18 protein-coding genes and 1 tRNA gene are annotated in these 19031 nt (G+C 53.7%); 12 read left to right on the plus strand and 7 right to left on the minus strand.

What is annotated here, in order from left to right:
• On the minus strand, window positions 1-849 hold the full coding sequence (locus QYC28_RS12280; protein WP_149821235.1) for a hypothetical protein: 849 nt from the start codon (window positions 847-849) through the stop codon (window positions 1-3).
• Between the two features lie 134 nt (window positions 850-983).
• Between QYC28_RS12280 and QYC28_RS12285 the strand changes: the two genes are divergently transcribed.
• The 9 genes from QYC28_RS12285 (at window position 984) to QYC28_RS12325 (ending at window position 9732) form a co-directional block, all read left to right on the plus strand.
• Window positions 984-1805 carry an undecaprenyl-diphosphate phosphatase gene (locus QYC28_RS12285; protein WP_149821237.1) on the plus strand — a complete coding sequence of 274 codons (822 nt, stop codon included), beginning with the start codon at window positions 984-986 and terminating at the stop codon, window positions 1803-1805.
• Window positions 1806-2002: 197 nt separating this feature from the next.
• Window positions 2003-2797, plus strand: coding sequence for an RNA polymerase sigma factor SigF (locus tag QYC28_RS12290; protein WP_149821239.1), 795 nt, complete (start codon window positions 2003-2005; stop codon window positions 2795-2797).
• 19 nt (window positions 2798-2816) lie between these two features.
• Window positions 2817-3845, plus strand: a complete 1029-nt coding sequence (gene ldpA, locus QYC28_RS12295; RefSeq protein WP_286625896.1) for a circadian clock protein LdpA — start codon at window positions 2817-2819, stop codon at window positions 3843-3845.
• Window positions 3838-5541: a R3H domain-containing nucleic acid-binding protein gene (locus tag QYC28_RS12300; protein ID WP_149821243.1), complete on the plus strand. Its 1704-nt coding sequence runs from the start codon at window positions 3838-3840 to the stop codon at window positions 5539-5541. The genes ldpA and QYC28_RS12300 overlap by 8 nt, the downstream gene beginning before the upstream one ends.
• A 280-nt stretch (window positions 5542-5821) precedes the next feature.
• Window positions 5822-6421 (plus strand): hypothetical protein, encoded by a 600-nt coding sequence (locus QYC28_RS12305; protein WP_149821245.1) that lies wholly within the window; start codon window positions 5822-5824, stop codon window positions 6419-6421.
• 105 nt (window positions 6422-6526) lie between these two features.
• Complete coding sequence (locus QYC28_RS12310; protein WP_302679562.1) at window positions 6527-7105, plus strand: hypothetical protein; 579 nt, start codon at window positions 6527-6529, stop codon at window positions 7103-7105.
• 158 nt (window positions 7106-7263) lie between these two features.
• Window positions 7264-8295, plus strand: a complete 1032-nt coding sequence (gene hemE, locus QYC28_RS12315) for a uroporphyrinogen decarboxylase (RefSeq protein ID WP_149821249.1) — start codon at window positions 7264-7266, stop codon at window positions 8293-8295.
• Window positions 8295-9242 (plus strand): NAD(P)-dependent oxidoreductase, encoded by a 948-nt coding sequence (locus QYC28_RS12320; protein WP_286668758.1) that lies wholly within the window; start codon window positions 8295-8297, stop codon window positions 9240-9242. Before hemE ends, QYC28_RS12320 begins: the two co-directional genes overlap by 1 nt.
• 22 nt (window positions 9243-9264) lie before the next feature.
• Window positions 9265-9732: an EVE domain-containing protein gene (locus QYC28_RS12325; RefSeq protein WP_302677061.1), complete on the plus strand. Its 468-nt coding sequence runs from the start codon at window positions 9265-9267 to the stop codon at window positions 9730-9732.
• Here QYC28_RS12325 and QYC28_RS12330 read toward each other — a convergent pair.
• From QYC28_RS12330 to folB, 4 genes are all read right to left on the minus strand, one after another.
• Window positions 9729-10226: a hypothetical protein gene (locus tag QYC28_RS12330; RefSeq protein WP_302679563.1), complete on the minus strand. Its 498-nt coding sequence runs from the start codon at window positions 10224-10226 to the stop codon at window positions 9729-9731. The genes QYC28_RS12325 and QYC28_RS12330 overlap by 4 nt on opposite strands.
• 94 nt (window positions 10227-10320) lie before the next feature.
• Window positions 10321-11406, minus strand: coding sequence for a glycine cleavage system aminomethyltransferase GcvT (gcvT, locus tag QYC28_RS12335; protein WP_302679564.1), 1086 nt, complete (start codon window positions 11404-11406; stop codon window positions 10321-10323).
• On the minus strand, window positions 11390-13426 hold the full coding sequence (locus tag QYC28_RS12340; RefSeq protein WP_302679565.1) for a thioredoxin domain-containing protein: 2037 nt from the start codon (window positions 13424-13426) through the stop codon (window positions 11390-11392). The genes gcvT and QYC28_RS12340 overlap by 17 nt, the downstream gene beginning before the upstream one ends.
• Window positions 13410-13793: a dihydroneopterin aldolase gene (folB, locus tag QYC28_RS12345; protein ID WP_255451668.1), complete on the minus strand. Its 384-nt coding sequence runs from the start codon at window positions 13791-13793 to the stop codon at window positions 13410-13412. The genes QYC28_RS12340 and folB overlap by 17 nt, the downstream gene beginning before the upstream one ends.
• Before the next feature lie 12 nt (window positions 13794-13805).
• Here folB and cax point away from each other — a divergent pair, with 12 nt between their 5' ends.
• On the plus strand, window positions 13806-14876 hold the full coding sequence (cax, locus tag QYC28_RS12350; protein WP_302679566.1) for a calcium/proton exchanger: 1071 nt from the start codon (window positions 13806-13808) through the stop codon (window positions 14874-14876).
• Between the two features lie 5 nt (window positions 14877-14881).
• Here the strand turns inward: cax and QYC28_RS12355 are convergent.
• Window positions 14882-14962, minus strand: a tRNA-Leu gene (locus QYC28_RS12355).
• Between the two features lie 123 nt (window positions 14963-15085).
• On the opposite strand from QYC28_RS12355, the gene QYC28_RS12360 reads away from it, so the two are divergent.
• Complete coding sequence (locus tag QYC28_RS12360) at window positions 15086-15502, plus strand: heavy metal-responsive transcriptional regulator (protein WP_302679567.1); 417 nt, start codon at window positions 15086-15088, stop codon at window positions 15500-15502.
• Here the strand turns inward: QYC28_RS12360 and pxcA are convergent, their stop codons facing one another.
• Window positions 15503-16888, minus strand: a complete 1386-nt coding sequence (gene pxcA / locus QYC28_RS12365; RefSeq protein WP_302679568.1) for a proton extrusion protein PcxA — start codon at window positions 16886-16888, stop codon at window positions 15503-15505.
• 66 nt (window positions 16889-16954) lie between these two features.
• On the opposite strand from pxcA, the gene QYC28_RS12370 reads away from it, so the two are divergent.
• The gene (locus QYC28_RS12370; RefSeq protein WP_302679569.1) at window positions 16955-19021 is read left to right on the plus strand and encodes a hypothetical protein; all 2067 of its coding nucleotides are present in this window, start codon (window positions 16955-16957) and stop codon (window positions 19019-19021) included.
• The last annotated feature ends 10 nt before the right edge of the window (window positions 19022-19031 follow it).

Below are 19031 nucleotides of genomic sequence, written 5' to 3' on the forward strand. Positions count from 1 at the left end.
CTATTGCTCACCATCCATTGCTTCGGGGACACTGGCGGTCGCGTCTGCGGCTTCATTGGCTTTCCACGTTTGCCACCATACCCGACTGGCCTTGAGAACCAGATATTGCCGCTGTTTTTTATGCAGTTGCTTCTGGAGGGTGGCCAGACGTGCTTCCAGTTGGCGAATTTGACTGCGCTGATTGCCGAGGGGGGGATGCTGAAACTCCAGTTCCTCAAGTTGCAGGTAAATGGCTGCCATGGGGTGATGACTGGAAGATTCCCTTGGGGACTCACTGGTGTCTCGCTCCTCTTCGCCCTCCTCTTGTAGTTTCTGCTCATCTAGCATCATCGTCAACAAATGGGGAATCCGCCCAAGGGGACGATTTTCTGCCTTACTGGCAATCTCTAAAATGACCGCGATTGGGGCAGGCGGTAAGATAGCCGCCCGTTGTAGTAGATGGTTAATCTTGAGCGAACTTTGATAAAGAACTTGGCTCAATTGCTCTGATAGGGAGGGGGGTTCCTGTTCCTTGGTTGCGTCTTCTTCCCCATTCGTTGCCTCTTGCCTTGCAGTTGAGTCTTCTTGGCGACGGGTCTGTAGGCTTAAAATCGTGGTTTCCAAGGCGATCGCCAGTTCAACAATCTGACGCTGAAGGTCCTGTCGCTCTGGGTCTGCAAGGGTCAAAAATTGCTCTGGAAAGACTTGGGTGCACACCTGATAACTAACCGTGATCAACTGCTGGCGGGCAATGGGGGCGAGCATTTCTAGATAGACATCATAAAGCTGACGCATTTCCGCCAAGGCGGCCAATAGCATCCCCTGTAACCCTAAAATTTCCCGCTCAACGGCTTCTAAGTTACCCGACATACACGCCTAACCGGCAAAACAGTGCTGCTGCGTTTAAGAAGACTGTTTCTACAATCTATTACAAAATCTTGGCGAGGATAGCCTGTTCACCGACTCATGGCAAGATGGTGGGGTTGCAAAGGTGAGACAGAAACGTGGATATTATTCTCTGGCTGCAAGCAGTCATCCTCGGCTTCGTGCAAGGTATTACAGAGTTCTTGCCCATTAGCAGTACCGCTCACTTGATTCTCTTTAGTGACCTCTTGGGGTGGAAAAGTGTCTGGCATAAAACTGCCCTAGATGCGATGCAATTTGGTAGCGTGATCGCGGTTTTTGGCTATTTCTGGCAGGATATTCGCCAAATTGTCCAAGGGGCTTGGCAGGCATGGCAACAGCGGGATTGGCAGCGGGAAGAATGGAAACTGTTGGTTGGGATCACGGTGGGCACGATTCCCGCACTAGCGGCAGGACTTCTTCTGAAATGGGCCAAAGTCGAGTTGGATCGGCCTCAGATCATTGCCACGATGGCGATCGCCATGGCGATTCTTTTGGGACTCGCAGAAAAATGGGGTTCCCGCAAACGCACCTATCAAGACATTGGCATTTTAGATGGCTTTCTAGTGGGTTGTGGCCAGATGATTGCCCTGCTGCCGGGGGCTTCGCGTTCAGGATCGACGCTAACGACAGCTTTATTTTTAGGGCTGGAGCGGCAAACAGCGGCGCGCTTTTCTTTTCTGTTGGGCATTCCCACACTGACGATCGCCACCCTTGTCCAAGCCAAAGATGTTTTTGATGAGGGGACGCTGTTTATTCCTCTTGTGATTGCCACACTCTCGAGCATGGTTTTTTCCTATTTGGCAATCGCTTGGCTGCTGCGATTCCTGCAACGCCATTCCACTTGGGTTTTTATCTGGTATCGCATTGGCTTGGGAACTGCATTGTGGGGCGCGATCGCCCTCGGTAGTCTGCGAACCTAAGGAACAACATTTAGCAAAATTTAACCTAACCTGTGGTCGAGATCACAGGGAAACTACAGAGGCTTTGCCATACTGAGTATGAAATAGTGAAAGTAGGGAAAATTGTACAGGGACGCGATCGCTCTACAATGACGTGAGCAAGTAGCGCCCTAGCCGCTTACTTTGGAAACGGTAGGGAAACCAAACCATGGGTGTCTATGTCCAATAGGGCACTGAGTACTGATCATACTGACCTAAAGGGTTCTACCTTGTCTCTGTTGCAGGCATACCAAGACAACCCTGCACGCGAATTGCGGAATCGCCTTGTCGAGTTGAACATGGGACTGGTACGCAAGGAAGCCCATCGCTGGGTACAGTGCACCCAAGAAAGCTTTGACGACCTGATGCAAGTGGGCACCCTTGGCCTCATTCACGCCATTGAACGCTTTGATCAAAGTAAGGGAGTGGCCTTTAGTTCCTTTGCCATTCCCTACATTCGCGGTGAGATTCAACACTACCTGCGGGATAAAAGTCCGCAAATTCGCGTCCCCCGTCGTTGGCAAACCCTCCAAAGCCAAGCAAAGCGAGTCATTCAGGAGTTACGCCAACAACTGCAGCGTCCCCCCAGCGATAGTGAAATTGCCCAAGCCCTCGATGTCCCCCTTGAAGAATGGCAAGCGGCAAAATTTGCCAACTACCACACCACCCCGGTCAGCCTAGATGCCCCCACCTTTGAGGGTGAGGAAGATGCTGTTTCCCTCGGTGACATCGTGCCCGATCAACGGTACCAAAGTTTTCAACTCGCCCAAGAAGATCGCATTCGTTTGCAGCAGTGTCTGCAAAAACTAGAAGCCCGCACCTGTCAGATTCTGGAATTTGTCTTTTTGTACGATTTGAGTCAAAAAGAAACCGCTGAACGCTTGGGTCTAAGTGCGGTCACAGTCTCTCGCCAGATTAAAAAAGGCCTCCAAGCCCTACAACGGATGATGAGTCACGACGAGGCTGAATCCTGAAAACGCATAAAATATATTTATGGTTGATTTTGCTGCCCCCCTAGCGGCTTTAGCGGCACATCGTTGGTTCAAACTCATTAACGGTGCCAGTTTCCAAGATGTTGCCCAAATCTATAACCTGACCTTGGCCTATGCACTGGCAGGGGCTGATTGTATTGATGTGGCCGCCGACCCTGCCGTGATTTACGCGGCTAATGACGCTTTGACGGTTGCGGCAAGCCTTGGGGCCACTCGCCCCCTGCTGATGGTGAGCATCAACGATGGTGCTGACCCCCATTTTCGTAAGGCCACGTTTGATCCGAGTCGCTGTCCGCCAGGGTGCGATCGCCCCTGTGAACGCATTTGCCCTGCCACTGCCATTCGCTTTGATGAACAGGTGCAGGGGGTGGTGCGCGATCGCTGTTATGGTTGTGGCCGCTGTTTACCCCTCTGCCCCTTGGGCTTGATTCGCACCGATGAGCAACCCGCAGTCTTTGAGCAAATCACGCCCCTGATCCAGGCGGGCACGATCCAAGCCCTCGAAATTCATACTCAACCCCAACGCTACAGCGCCTTTCACGAGCTTTGGCAGCGAGTTCGTCCTTGGGTGCGCTATTTACAGGTGCTGGCCATCAGTTGTCCCCAAGGAGAGGGAGTAATTGACTATTTGCGCTGGATCAATGGGCAGATTCAACCGTTGGAATGTGCCCTCATTTGGCAGGCGGATGGTCGTCCCATGAGTGGCGATATTGGTGATGGCGCAACGCGAGCCACCATTCAATTGGGTCAAGCCATTTTAGGGGCAAATTTACCCGGATTTGTGCAGTTGGCGGGCGGCACAAATGGCCATACGGTTGCTAAACTCAGGGCAATGGGATTGCTAGATCCACAGGGAATTGCTGGTGTTGCCTATGGTAGTTATGCTCGCAAACGCCTTGCCCCTTTCCACGCGATCGCCGACCAACCTTGGCAAACTGTTCCTGCCGTCCTTGCAGCGGCTGTTGCTGAAGCAGCTACCCTTGTGTCTCCTTTGAAATCTGTCCCGTCACCCTCTGTACCCTATGGCTGAATTGACTGCTGGACAACGCCAAGTCACTGACGATCTCGATCAATTATTGGCGATCCTACCGCCGCCCCTTGGACAGTCCCTCACCGATCATCCGCAGCGGGAAGAACTCTTAGAAATCGTTCTCGATTTGGGGCGATTGCCGGAAGCACGGTTTATCCACAGCACCCAATACCTTGCCGAGACGCCCGTCAGCCGTGAGATGTTGCAATATGCCGTGGATCGGGTGGGCGAGTTTAGTGGTGACAATCGCGCTGGGATTGAGCGTACGCTGCACCGCATTAGTGCCCTGCGCAATCGCCAAGGAACGATTATTGGCTTGACCTGCCGGGTGGGGCGAGCCGTCTTTGGCACGATTGGTATGATTCGCGACTTGGTCGAAAGTGGCCAGTCTATTTTGCTTTTAGGTCGCCCCGGTGTTGGTAAAACAACGGCACTACGGGAAATTGCCCGCGTCTTGGCCGATGAGTTGCACAAACGGGTAGTGATTATTGACACCTCTAATGAAATTGCGGGCGACGGTGATATTCCCCATCCAGCGATTGGCAAGGCACGACGAATGCAGGTGGCTCGCCCGGAACTTCAGCATCAGGTGATGATTGAGGCGGTGGAAAACCACATGCCCCAAGTGATTGTCATTGATGAGATTGGCACCGAACTAGAGGCACTAGCAGCACGCACCATTGCGGAGCGAGGCGTACAACTGATTGGTACTGCCCACGGCAACCAAATTGAGAACCTGATGAAAAACCCGACCCTCGCGGATTTGGTGGGGGGCATTCAATCGGTCACCCTTGGGGATGAAGAAGCGCGGCGGCGCGGCACCCAAAAAAGTGTGCTCGAACGGAAGGCTCCCCCCACGTTTCAAATGGCAGTGGAAATGCTGGAGCGCGATCGCTGGGCTATACATCTCGACGTGGCTGCTAGTGTGGATCTGCTGCTGCGGGGTCGCCAACCGTCACCTGAAATTCGCAGTGTTGCCGCCGATGGCTCAGTGGTGATTAGTCGTTCTGAGCCGACTCCCCAGCGATTGGAGGTCAAACCCCTGTCCCAGCGTCCCTCTTGGCGCAATAGTGGCCAGATGCTACCCATCCCTGAGGGCACTAAAGAACCCCTACGAGCCAATTTTGCCCAACTACTGGAGGCAACCCTAGAGGCGCCCACGGTCGGCCCCAATGGTGAGGAACTGCCCCTGCATGTCTTTCCCTACGCCGTCAGCCGCCACCATTTGGAGCAAGCCATTCGCACCTTGCAGCTGCCCATTATTGTCACCAAGGACATTGATCAAGCAGATGTTATTTTGACGCTGCGCTCCCACCTCAAGGGAGAAAGCAAGCTGCGGCACCTTGCCCATATTCATCACCTGCCGGTGCATGCCATTAAAACCAACAGCATGGCTCAAATTGTGCGGGGACTGCGACAGCTGCTTGGCATGGAAGACCCCAGCCCAGCGGAATCAGCGGATCTTTCCCTTTTTAGTCCGACAGGGAGCGATGATGAGCTAGAGGCCCTTGAAGAGGCACGCTTAGCCGTTGAAGAAATTGTAATTCCCAAGGGTCAAGTGGTGGAGTTGTTACCGCGATCGGCCAACATTCGGCGAATGCAACACGAGTTGATTGAGCACTACCAGTTGACCTCCTGTAGCTTTGGGGAAGAGCCGAATCGGCGGCTGCGGATTTACCCGAATCTGTCACGCTAATTAGGGATTTACCGGCGCCTGCAAAAAGGCACCTCTGCGCTCAATGGGCAAAATATGCTGCAACCGCCAAGGGCAATGGCCTGCTTGGGGAGGCCAAAAATGACACTGGTGGCCTCATCTTGGGCGCAGTAAGTATAGTTTGGGCATGAATGCAGGTTCCTGTTTGTCAGCGGCTGAGGTTTAGAAATTGTGCGAGTAGTTGATCATTCATGGGTTCTATTCCCTAGGCTATGATCGTATAGAAAATATCGGAATTTGTCGGCAATCATCAATCAAGTCAATGACACAAGCATACACCCCTGAAGATGTTTGGCGATTATTAGGCGAGCTATTAGAAGCCCAAAAGGAAACTGAGCGGCGTTTTCAGGAAACTGAGCGGCGTTTTCAAGAGACTGAGCGGCGTTTTCAAGAGACTGAGCGTTTACTACGGGAAGAAGCACAACAGCTCAACCAACAGATTGGTAAATTGGGTAACCGTCTTGGGGAATTTGTGGAATGGCAAGTACGTCCAGCCGTGCTGCGCTTATTTCAGAGTCGGGGGATTGCCGTCTCTCAACTCTACAGCGATGTGATTCTCCAAGATGGGAACGAGAGCCTAGAGATTGATCTGTTGGTCGTTAACACCGATGAAGCCGTTCTCGTTGAGGTGAAAACCAAGCTCAGCCAAAGTGATGTGGATGAACACCTAGAGCGGATTGCCAAATTTCGCCGTTTGGCTCATCAGTATCGGGGTACAAAACTCTTGGGAGCCGTGGCGGGGATGATTGTGCCCCCTGAGGTGGCTCGCTATGCCTATCGGCAGGGTCTATTTGTGTTGGCACAGTCGGGAGATGGCGTGGCAATTCTCAACGACCCGCAGTTTCAGCCCCGCGCGTGGTAAAGCATAGTGGCAGTGCCCTTGCGCAGTTTATGATGGAAATTCTCTGAGTGCCTCCTAGGCTATGATGAGAGGGTTAGCTGTAGCCTAGAAAACCCGACCAAGATCATGACACAAGCATACACCCCTGAAGATGTTTGGCGGTTATTGGGGGAGTTACTGGAAGCTCAAAAGGAAACAGAACGCCGATTTCAAGAAACTGAGCGGCGTTTTCAAGAGACTGAACGGTTACTGCGAGAAGAAGCTCGCCAACTTAACCAACAAATTGGCAAACTGGGTAACCGTCTTGGGGAATTTGTGGAATGGCAAGTACGTCCAGCCGTGCTGCGCTTATTTCAGAGTCGGGGGATTGCTGTCTCCCAACTCTACAGCGATGTGATCCTCCAAGATGGGAACGAGAGCCTAGAGATTGATCTGTTGGTCGTTAACACCGATGAAGCCGTTCTCGTTGAGGTGAAAACTAGGCTCAGCCAAAGTGATGTGGATGAACACCTAGAGCGGATTGCCAAATTTCGCCGTTTGGCTCATCAGTATCGGGGCACAAAACTCTTGGGAGCCGTGGCGGGGATGATTGTGCCCCCTGAGGTGGCTCGCTATGCCTATCGGCAGGGTCTATTTGTGTTGGCACAGTCGGGGGATGGGGTGGCAATTCTCAACGACCCGCAGTTTCAGCCCCACGCGTGGTAAAGCAAGGGAATTCTCCTCTGAGGTGTGGGAGCGATCGCCCCCTAGGGTATGATTATAGGGTTAAACTCTGTGAATCGTAGGCAACCCCTGAGTGCAATGGGTCTTGCTGAGCAACGTTTCCAGAGCGGTTGAAAACGATTGGAATTACACATTTTAGGATGACCACCCCTTTACTCCTACGTGCTGCCCGTGGTGAAAGCGTTGAGCGTCCCCCCATTTGGTTGATGCGGCAAGCTGGACGCTACATGAAGGTCTATCGTGACCTGCGCGATCGCTATCCCTCGTTTCGTCAGCGATCGGAAATCCCTGAACTGGCTATTGAAATTTCACTCCAACCCTTTCGTGCCTTTGCCCCAGACGGTGTGATTCTCTTTTCGGATATTCTCACGCCCTTGCCGGGGATTGGTATTCCCTTTGACATTGTCGAGAGTAAAGGGCCGATCATTGATCCACCCATCCGTACCCTTGAGCAGGTGCAACAACTCCATCCCTTGGAACCGGAAGCGGCCTGTCCTTTTATTCGCCCGATTCTCTCAACCCTGCGCCAAGAGGTGGGCGATCGCGCCACGGTGCTGGGGTTTGCCGGTGCCCCTTGGACACTTGCCGCCTATGCCATTGAGGGCAAAAGCTCCAAGGACTACATTGAAATCAAAACCATGGCCTACCGTGAGCCAGAGTTGCTCCACAAGTTCTTAAACCATTTGGCCACTGCCATTGCCGACTACCTGTGCTATCAAATTGACTGTGGTGCTCAGGTGGTGCAATTGTTTGATTCGTGGGCGGGTCAACTCAGCCGTCAGGACTACGATAGCTTTGCCTTCCCCTACCAAAAGCAGGTGGTTCAGCAAGTTAAAGCCGTCTATCCCGATGTGCCCATCATCCTCTATATCAATGGCAGTGCCGCAGTGGTCGATCGCATGGCAGCAACCGGGGCAGATATTGTCAGCCTTGACTGGACCGTGGACATCGGCACGATTCGCCAGCAGTTTCCTGCCAGTGTCGGTCTGCAGGGGAATTTAGACCCCGTCACGCTCTTTGCCCCCCAGCCAGTGCTCAAGGAACGAGCGCTAGCCATTATCGAAGCGGGTCGCAAGGGCAAATATATCTTTAACCTTGGCCACGGCGTTCTCCAAGGAACCCCTGAGGAGAATGTGGGTTTTCTCTTTGATCTGGTGAAGTCCCTCGGCTAATGCGCATCTTAATCACGGGTGCCAGTGGTTGCATTGGCCAGTACATCGCTGAGGCGCTGATCCAAGAGACGGATCATGAGCTCTTTTTGCTGGTGCGGGATCCAGCCCGGTTGCAAGTTGATCCTGACCAGCGCCCCGGAGTGAACGTCATTCAGGGGGATCTGATGGATCTGACGCCCTTAGCACCGCTGCTGCCCACCCTCGATATTGCGATCCTAACGGCAACCGCTTGGGGGGGAAAGAAAGTCTTTGCCATCAACTACGAGCAAACTTGCCATCTCCTCAAGCAACTGGAGCCGCAACGCTGCCAGCGGGTCTTTTATTTTTCAACGGCAAGTATCCTCAATCATCAAATGGAACCGCTGCCGGAAGCAGGCACCTTGGGAACGGATTATATTCGCTCCAAGTATGAGTGTCTCCATGCCATTGAGCAGTTACCCGTGGGCGATCGCGTGATTGAACTGTTTCCGACAATGGTGTTTGGCGGCGGGTCTGATGGTAAGCGTCCCTCGTTCATCACTGAGGGCATGCGCGAAGTTCTCAAGTGGCTGTGGTTGGCTCGCTTTTTCCGCGCTGATGCCAGTTTTCACTTTGTCCATGCCCGCGATATTGCCCAAGTGGTTCTCTACCTGTTGCAGCATCCTGAGTATCCCGTACCGCGTCGGGTGGCTCTGGGTAATCCGCCAATTACTGTCAATGAGATGTTGGCGCAGTTGTGCGCTGCGGCAAAGCTGCCCATCTATTTGCAAGTCCCCTTGACACTGCCAGTGATCAACTTCTTTGTGCGGGTATTTCGAGTGCAGATGTCGCCGTGGGATTATTTTTGCTTGAACTATCGTAACTTCACCTATGACACCGTGCTCAATCCCCAAACCTTGGGGCTAACTCCCTACTGTGCAACCGTTGAGGATTTGCTACGCTGTAGCTTGGGCACAGCAGACCTCTAAACCCACAGTTAAAGAGTCTTTCATGGCAGGGATTTGGTTACTGAAGTCGGAGCCAAGCGTTTTTTCTTGGCAGGATTTGCAGGCAGCCCCACAACAAACCACCTGTTGGGAAGGAGTACGCAACTACCAAGCCCGCAATTTTATTCGCGATCACATGCAGGTGGGCGATCGCGTGCTCTTTTACCACAGTAATGCCAACCCACCAGCCATCATGGGCATTGCCGAAGTCGTCAAGGCCGCCTATCCCGACCACTTTGCTTGGGATCCGGACAGTCGCTACTTTGACCCCAAAAGCACGCCTGACAATCCCCGCTGGTTCATGGTGGATATTCAGTATCGCCGCGATTTTTCGCCACCAATTACACTTCCAGAACTGCGGCAAACGCCCGGCCTAGAGGGGATGCTGCTGTTGCAAAAGGGCTGCCGTCTCTCGGTACAACCGGTCACCGAACAGGAGTGGCAGATTATTCTCGGTTTGCGATCGCCCTAGGGTTGGCGAGGCAGACGGCGCAAATAGGGTAAATTTTTCAGGTGGCGATCGCTAGAGTATTGAAAGCCAAAATCCGCATATTCGGCGGTATTCACCAGTCGCCGAAAGGCCGATAAGCCAATCCGCCGCTTGCCATCGAGGGTACTCACCTTGGAGTCGGGGTTATCTGGGTTGCCGCCCAAGAGTTGAAAGGCCTCTTCAGGAGTCAGCCACTCCTTACTGGGATCACCAGTGGGAATTTTTTCCTCGAGGTGTTTGAGCTTGGTGACGAGGCTTTCCCATAGGTTGTGGCGCGGTTGTTGCTGCTGCGAACGAGCGGTCAGCGATCGCCACAGTAGTTGCAGCTGCACCCCCAAATACTGGAAAAATCGCTTGATCAACCGCCCGATCTGACTCAAAAGCAGGGGTAATCCCGTGGGCGGCGGTGGGGGCGATCGCTCGATGACCACCGTACTCCAACCGCAGACACTACACACTTGGCGGCCAGAGGACAAGGGCTTTCCTAAACGAGCACCACAGCGAGGGCAAGTTTCCAGCATTTGTTGCGTTTTACGACTGATGAATCAAATTTTAGCGGAATTGCAGCGGCTACCGAGGGCGGCGATAGAAGGGGCGAGGAACCACTACTGCTGGGACTTGGCGATCGCGCACCTGTACCGCCAGTTCACGACCGATGTGGGCAAACTCTGGAAAGACATAGCCAATGGCGATCGCCTTCCCCAAGGTGGGAGATAGGGTGCCACTGGTAACCTCCCCCACAGCCTGTGCCCCCGCATAGATGGGATAGCCGTGGCGAGCAATGCCTTTGCCCACGAGTTCTAAACCCACCAATTGCCGCTCAATCCCCTGTTGCTTTTGGGCTAAGAGGGCCGCACGACCTACAAAATCGGGCTTTTGCCAATCAATCAGCCAATCGAGACCCGCCTCTAGGGGAGTGGTTTGCTCATCCATGTCTTGGCCGTAGAGGAGCATGGCCGCCTCTAAGCGCAGGGTATCCCGCGCCCCCAAGCCACAGGGAGTCACACCCGCCGCCAGCAGGGTTTGCCACAACTGTTGCCCCAGTTCTGGTGCCACAAGAATTTCCCAACCGTCTTCGCCCGTGTAGCCCGTACGCGCCATCCAAGCGGCCTGTCCCAGCAGGTTCACTTGAGCATGGCGATAGGCCTTGAGGTCATCTAGGGGGCGATCGCACAGGGGAGCTAAGGTCGCTGTCGCGGCAGGGCCTTGAAGAGCAATCAGCACCTGTGTCGCTGACTCATCAATGAACTCAATACTGGCGGGTAAATACGTCTGAAACCATGCCCAGTCCTTGGCAGTGGTGGCTGCATTCACAATACAGCGGACTTGGCCATCCCCAATGTAGAGAATGACATCATCGACAATGCCCCCAGCCTCATTGAGGAGAACGGTGTATTTCGCTTGGCCGGGCTGGAGACGATTGAGATTGGTGGGTACCCGTTCTTGGAGTGCCGCGATCGCCTCAGGGCCGCGCAGCAGAAACTTGCCCATGTGGGAAATATCAAACATCCCCACCCGCTGCCGCACCGCTTGGTGTTCCTGCAAAATGCTGCTGTACTGAAGGGGCATCTCCCACTCGCCAAAGGGGGTAAACCGTGCGCCTTGATGCAACGGATAGAGGGGGGTACGACGCAACGCTTCAGCCATAGAGATCATCCAATTGTTGTTGTAGTTGGGTGGGGGTCAGTGCCGGTTCACGGCAGCGCAAGCCTTCACAGACAAGGGCAACTGGCTCGAGGTCATCGCGAACTTTGAGGACAGCCGTTGGCAAGTAGCGATCCCAGAGGGTTGTGACCTGATCAGGCCGCGCTTGGACACAGACAGGACGCAGATACCACTGCAACGCCGCCAAAAGGCTCGGACAACTTTGGGGAGACTCCTTCATCAACGGGCTAAAGAAACGCAATCCCTTCTCTGCCTGTTCGAGGTAGGCGGGATTCTCTGTGAGCAAAAAGAGTTGCACCAAGTTGGCGATCGCCACCCCATTCGCAGAAGGTGTAGCATTATCGAGACCTTCCCGCTGGCGCACAATCAAATCGGCGCGCTCCGGTGCATTGTAGTAGCCCCCCTCTGTTGCCGCCAATTCCTGATCAAAGAGGGTTTGATACTGCGTGGCCAATTCCAGCCACGGCTGCGCCGCCTCCCCCACCGCTAAACTGGCTTGATGCAGAGCAATCAGGGCTTGGATCCAGTAGGCATAATCCTCGGCCTGCGCCACTTCGGCCACGGTGCCGCCATAGTTGAGGCGGTAGAGTTTGCCTTCTTGATATTGATGCTCGTGGAGCCATTGTGCCGCTTTAGCCGCTCGCTGCCAGTAGGTGCGCTCTCTCCAGACTTGGGCTGCCGTTGCTAAGCCAGTGATCATCAGGCTATTCCAAGCCAAAATCATTTTTGTATCAGTGACCGGCGGAATCCGTCCCGGCCAAGCCTGTCCCTTTGCGGTTGCATTATCCGTGGCCACGGGAAAGGGTTGATCCATGGGCGTATCGGCACCATAGCGGCGAGCAAAGAGTTTACGCAGAATCGGTGCTAGCACCTCAGGATTCGCCGGCGGGCGCACTTGCTTGAGCACAATCTTGCCCTCGAAGTTGCCCCTGGGAGAGATGTCAAAGTGGGCTTGCAGTTGTGCCAATTCCGTTGGGGTTAGGGTCTGCTCTAGCTCTGCATATTGCCAGCAATAAAAGGCACCCTCCTCAGGTTCAGGATCATTGGCACTGACAAAGCTATCGGCATCCTGTGCTGCATAGAAGTACCCCTCAGGGGCCGTCATTTCGCGATCGAGCCATTGAATCGTTTGGGCAATTGCAGCGGGAATCTGGGGGGAGCGATCGCCCTGCTGCCACAGCCGCGCTAGATAGGTCACAATTTGGCCATTGTCGTAGAGCATTTTTTCAAAGTGGGGCACCGTCCATTGGGGATCGACGGTGTAGCGATGCCAACCACCGCCCACATGGTCATAGATGCCCCCCTGCAAGAGATTGCGTCCCCGTTGCCGACACAGGTGCAGCAGTTGCGGGGGATTGGGACTCAAAGCCAATCCCTGAAGCAGCATTTGGGCATAGGGCATCATGGGGAAGCAGGTGCCTTGGGGGCGATCGCCCAAAATCGGCGTCACTTGGCGAATCCCTGCCCTTAGGAGTTCTTCACTCAGGGGGACGGCTTCTCCCATCTCAGCGGGGGGAGCGAGATATTGCCAGAGGGTGGCTTGTTGGGCGGCTAACTTGTCCTTTTCTTGGTCATAGAAGCGGCGCACCGCCTGCAACACCTGTAAAAAGCCCGGACGGCCATAGCGCGGCTGCACAGGAAAGTAGGTACCACCATAAAAGGGACGGCGATCCTGCGGCGTCAGGAATACATTGAGCGGCCAGCCTCCTTGACCCGTCATCAGTTGCAGTGCCTGCATGTAAATACTGTCCAGATCGGGTCGCTCCTCGCGATCCACCTTAATCGGCAGGAAATGGGCATTGAGATAGGCGGCAATCTCCAGATCCGAAAAGGCTTCCCCCTCCATGACAGTGCACCAGTGGCAACTGGAGTAACCAATCGAGAGAAAAATCACCCGATCCTCTGCCGCTGCTTTGGCAAGGGCTTCATCACACCACGGCCACCAGTCAATGGGGTTTTCGGCATGCTTGCGCAGATAGAGACTTTGGCACTGGCTAAGGCGATTCGGCATGGCAGCGCACCATTTCAACACTAATTTGACCCGTAAAATTGGGCACGGGGGGGGCAAGTTTGGTTACACGCACAGCAGCCCGCTGCACTTGGGGGGGCGCTAGGCACAGTTTCATAATTGCTGCTGCTAGGGTCTCAATTAAGTGAAAGCGTTGCTGCTGCATTAACTGCTCGATGGCTTGCAAGAGGGGGCGATAGTCAAGGGTGTCCTCAAGGCGATCGCTAGCGGCAGCTTGTGTCATATCCAACCAGAGCTTAATATCAATCTCAAACCACTGGCCGAGAATTTGTTCCTCTGGCAGGGCGCCCGTATAGCCGTAGTAGCGAATTCCCGAGAGGTGGAGACAGTCAGTTGATGATTCGCTCAAGGGGATCGATCCATGACAACACAGGAAAAAATGCTGCTGGGCCTATTGATTTTTGTGCCCCTTGCCCTCCTTAACTTTATCGTCAAAATGCCGCCAATGGTGAGCTTTATCCTCAGTGGTCTCGCCATTGTACCGCTGGCGGCTTGGATTGCCAATTCCACAGAGGCGATCGCCGAAGTCATTGGCCCTGCCCTTGGCGGACTCTTGAATGCCACCTTCGGCAATGTCACTGAGATGATTATCGCCATTGTCGCCCTGCGTCAGGGTCTGGCAGAGGTGGTAAAAGCCAGTCTCAGCGGTGCCATTATTGCCAATTTGCTTTTGGGATTGGGTCTGGCCATTGTTGTTGGGGGCATCCGATTTCCAGAGCAACAGTTCTCAGCACCTGTGGCACGCATTAATGCCTCTGCCCTCACCCTATCGGTGATTGTGCTGATGACCCCGACCGCGATTCAGGCGGCGGCACCCAGTGTGCCGCTTCACTTGATTGATCACTTCTCCTATGCGTCGGCGATTTTGCTGCTGATTTTTTACGGTCTGATGTTGCTCTTTTCCATGAAAACCCATCGTCACCTCTACCTGATGGATGAGACGATCGCTGGTCAGGAACCCTCCCCCACTGTCAATCTCAAGGTGCCCCTTGCCATTCTGCTGGTGGGTACGATTTTGCTAGTCTTTGTTTCCGACATCCTCGTGGATAGTTTGCAGGACAGCATTAGTGAAATCGGGTTGACCCAATTGTTTACAGGCGTGTTTCTCATTCCCATTTTCAGCAGTGTGGTTGAGTTCATCACCTGTATCAAGTTTGCCCTCAATAATCGTATGGAAGGGGCAGTGGCGGTGGCGATTGGGTCTAGCCTGCAGATTATCCTTTTTGTGGCGCCGGTGCTTGTGCTGGTGGGCTGGCTCTTGGGTCAACCGGAGATGAACCTGAGCTTCAATCTCTTTGAACTGTTGGCCGTTGTGGCTGCGGTTGCCATCACCAACTCCATTAGCAACGATGGCCGCACGAACTGGCTAGAGGGTGTCTTGCTGATGATCACCTACCTCGTGCTGGCGATCGCCTTCTTTATTCACCCATAAAAAAATGCGGATGGCGAGACTCGAACTCGCAAGGCAAAGCCACACGCCCCTCAAACGTGCGCGTATACCAATTCCGCCACATCCGCGTAGCTTTATGATTATAGCGCAGATGGCTAAATTTCTGAAAGTGGTGATCTGGCCTCTCGATGGCAGAAAATTAAAGTGCCCTTCTCTAAAATTGCTGTCTCGCTGATCTTGGGAGAACTGCCATGAATGCAGCCGCCTACTTGATTGGTACCGTTGCCCACAGTAGTGGCCTGCCCGTCAAGACCATTCGCTATTACGAGGAATTGGGGCTGTTGCGAACTGTTGGCAGAACCAGTGGCGGCTATCGCCTCTTTGCTGAGGATGTCTTTGCTCGCCTAAGTTTTATCAAACGTGCCCAGTCCCTTGGCCTCACCCTGAGCGACATCAAAGCCTTGCTTGAGGTATACGATCGCGGTGAGATTCCCTGTGACCACATCAAGGAAAAGTTAGAGGAAAAATTGGCGGCCATTGAGGCACAAATTCAGCAGTTGCAGATTCTTAAACAGGAATTGCAAGGCCTCCTCTCCGGCTGGCGATCGCCCGCGCAACTCCCAGAGGGCACGATCTGTCCCATTCTCCAGCCAGTGGTGTGCTCGTAACTACTCGTTCATATTCTTGTAGGTGGCCACTGCCGAAGGGGAAATCTGGTTGAGATAACGGAAAATCCAATACTTAAACACCGTATCTAGCATCACGGGAAAGGTGGCGATAAACATATTGATAAAATCCTCGTTGCGCGGAAAGCCAAAGTGCTCGAGGGTATTGTTCACCAACACTTCCCAGCCGTGGGGGGAGTGGTATCCGACAAATACATCTGTAAACAAGATAATGATAAAGGCTTTGGCACTGTCACTGAGGCCATAGACTACTTCATCCAAAAAGGCTTTGACAATCGCCAGTTGCCGTTGGCCCGTAAACACGAGTCCCAAAAAGACCGTAAAGCCCAAGGCATCGGAAAGGATGTTTTTCAGGGGTTCAATCAGTTCCTTTTGGTATTTCGTGGATAGCTCGATCGCCTTTTCGCGGATGCGGTCTTGAATTTCCTCTGCAGAAACAGGAACATTGCTCACCAGGCTTTCAAAGCGAATTTTATTTTCAAAGCGAGCCAGTTCATCGAGAATGTTGTCTTCCAATTGTGAGTTAATGATGCGTTCAATCTGCCCTACCGCCTTAAAGTGGTTGACCAAGGGACTCACAATCAGGGCCTTGGAAATTTGCTGGGTCAACAGGGGCAAAATCACCAGCAAGAGCATAAAACGAACCGCTAGACGGGTGCGCAGCTTTGAGGTGCGAAAATCACGAACGACTTCAGCTTCGGTGGTTTCATCAGAATTGAGTTCACGGCGAAAGCGATCGGCGGTGCGCAAAATCGAGCGGGGAATAAAGCTGCTGCTGTCCAGCTTGGAATCATCGGTGAGATCATCACTGATATATTCCGAGAGATAAAGGGAATCATCCTCAATTTTGTCGAGGGCATCTGACTGTTGGCGTTGTTGGGGATCTTGGCGACTGAGGCTGGGACGGGCTAGGGCATTGAGTTCCTTTTCACGCTGCCGTTTATAGCGGTTGAGGGTGGCATCAATCAGCCGCAGCTTTTCATAAACGCTGGGTTCCTCCGTCGTGCTACTCACCGTAGCCGTCACCGTATAGGTTGCCGTTGCACCATTGACACTATCGTTGACAGGAGTGGGGGGGCTTTGGGGGGGAGCAAGGGGCAAAATTTGACGGCTGGCGCGGAACTCCATCATCCGCATACGAATGGTTTTTAGCAGTTGTTTTAGCTCTGTCTCGAAATAGGTAGAGACTTCTCCCACGGGCAGATTGAGGAGACTAATCGGTTGACCGTCAAAGTGTTCCAGTTCAATGGCGCGAATTTTCAGAGCGGCTTCATAGGCTTCCTGTAGGGCGCGGTTCGGAGTTGTACGATACCACTGCTCTGCACGCTTGATCCAGTCTCTGAGGCGAATAAAGGGATTGCTGGACATTGCTGTTGTTCTTAACGGCTACCGCAAAAGCAATAAATCGATAGGATAGATAAAGATCGTAGCAAATTGACTTTGCAGGCTTTGTTGGCGGTGTTGCAGTGGATCAGTGGCGGTAGTCGCAGTGGCAAGACCTGTGCACTGGTGAGGGAATTTGCTCATTGGGTTGGGCAGGACAAGTCCGTGATTCCCCGTGAGCGATCGCTCCTCTTTTTGACAGATACCGTAGAAGGCCGCCAAGTCATCCAACGGGAAATTGAGTCACAGTTGGGCAGTGGCTACAGACCTTATATCACCACGCCAGTGGGCTTCATGCAGGATGAGGTGGAACTTTTTTGGCCACTACTGGTGCAGGCGAAGGCCGTTGATCCGCATCCCCCTTTGCGTCTGAAACCAGAAACGGAGTTGGTGTGGGCAGAGCGGTTGTGGCAGCCTTGGCTTGCCAACCAGACGTTTGCTGTCCTCAGTGAAAATCGCGATCGCGCCACCCGTCACCTGCTCGATATTTTTCAATTGGCTGCCTTTGCCCGCCTCAGCCTTGATGATCTACCCCAACTCATTTGGGATCATCAGCTTGAGATGCCTTCAGAAACCGTGGGGGCGATCGTCACTGCCCTGAAACAGTGGCAAAGTTGGTGTACTGCCCACAGCCTTCTCACCTACGGCATCACCACGGATTTATTTGGCCGAGTTCTCCTTGACCATCCCCGATACCAAGCCTCCTTGGGGCAACGGTTTCAGTGTCTTTTGGCTGACAACATCCACAACTATCCAGCGGTGATGGCGGATTTGATCGCCCGCTTTAACCAACAGGGGATCAAGATTGTCCTGACTCACCAACCCATTGGCGCTGTCCGTCTCGGTCTGGGAGCTGATCCCGATGCGTTTCTCAGCCTGAAAAACCAAGCCACCGTCATTGAGCAACCCTGCCCTGCCGAAACGATTTTTGGCAACACCCCTCTCCAAACTGAGATTCAAGAACGCCTCACTACGCCCCAAGCCACGCTGCCTGAAAACATCGCGGCCATTCAAACCACTTCGCGGATGCAACTGTTGCAGGAAGTAGTTGCGACGATCGCCACCGCCATTCATCAAGGGATGGTGCAACCAAACGAGATCGCCATCCTTGCCCCCGGTTTAGATAGCGTTGCCCGCCATGTCTTTAGCACTGAGCTAAAAAAACGCGGCATTCCCCTCGTGATCTGGAATGAGCAGCGCCCCCTGATTCAATCCCCCTTTGTGCGTGCTCTTTTGACGCTGTTGCTGTTTGTTTATCCGCGAACGGGAATGATCCCAGAGGCAACGGCGGTTGCAGAGATGTTAACGGTTTTGCTGCCGCGAGCAATTGATCCTGTGCGGGCAGGCCTGCTCTCTTGCTATTGTTTTCAGCCGGGTCTGGAGAAAGCCGAACTGCTGAGCACAACCCAGTACAGCCATTGGGATCGCTTTGGCCATCGTGCCACCGCAGCCTATGAGAACTTGCGTCATTGGCTGAGCACGCTAGATCCTAGCCAAATGCCTGTGTATCTCCTAGAGGCGGCGATTCAACGCTATCTCTGGCCACAAAACCTGACAGCCAGTGAATTGGCACCCCTGCGATCGCTCCTTGAGGGCACAGCCGCCTACTGGCAAATTTATGATCACCTCCCAGAACACCGAGCTACGCCAACGGCTGAGCGACTACGGGAATGGATCGCCCTACTGCGGCGGGGAATTGTAACCGCTGATCCTGCCCCACCCCTGCGGCAGCCCCAAGGGGTCTTACTGGCAACCACGTTTCAATATCGCAGTGCCCAACTGGCCCATCGCTGGCATTTTTGGCTGGATGTGGGGAGTCCGCGTTGGCAGGATGGCGGCTTGCAATGCCTCTGGCAGGCGCCCATCTTTTTGCGGCAGGGGGCGGCGAGTCCCAGTGCACGGGTGTGGCAATTGGAGTCAGAACGTCTGGAGCATTTACTGGTGGATCTATGTTCACGGGTGAGCGATCGCCTATTCCTTTGCCACAGTGACTTGGCTGCCAATGGCAGTGAGCAAGAAGGCCCCCTGAGTCCTTGGGTGGATCTGGCGGTGGGCGATCGCCTCCAAGCTGTTACCGATGGCACTATGATAAATAACGCGATTTGCTCGTCCTCCTAGGGAGAAACAC

It is taken from the genome of Thermosynechococcus sp. HY596 (genome assembly GCF_030518715.1).
Classification (GTDB): Bacteria; Cyanobacteriota; Cyanobacteriia; order Thermosynechococcales; family Thermosynechococcaceae; genus Thermosynechococcus.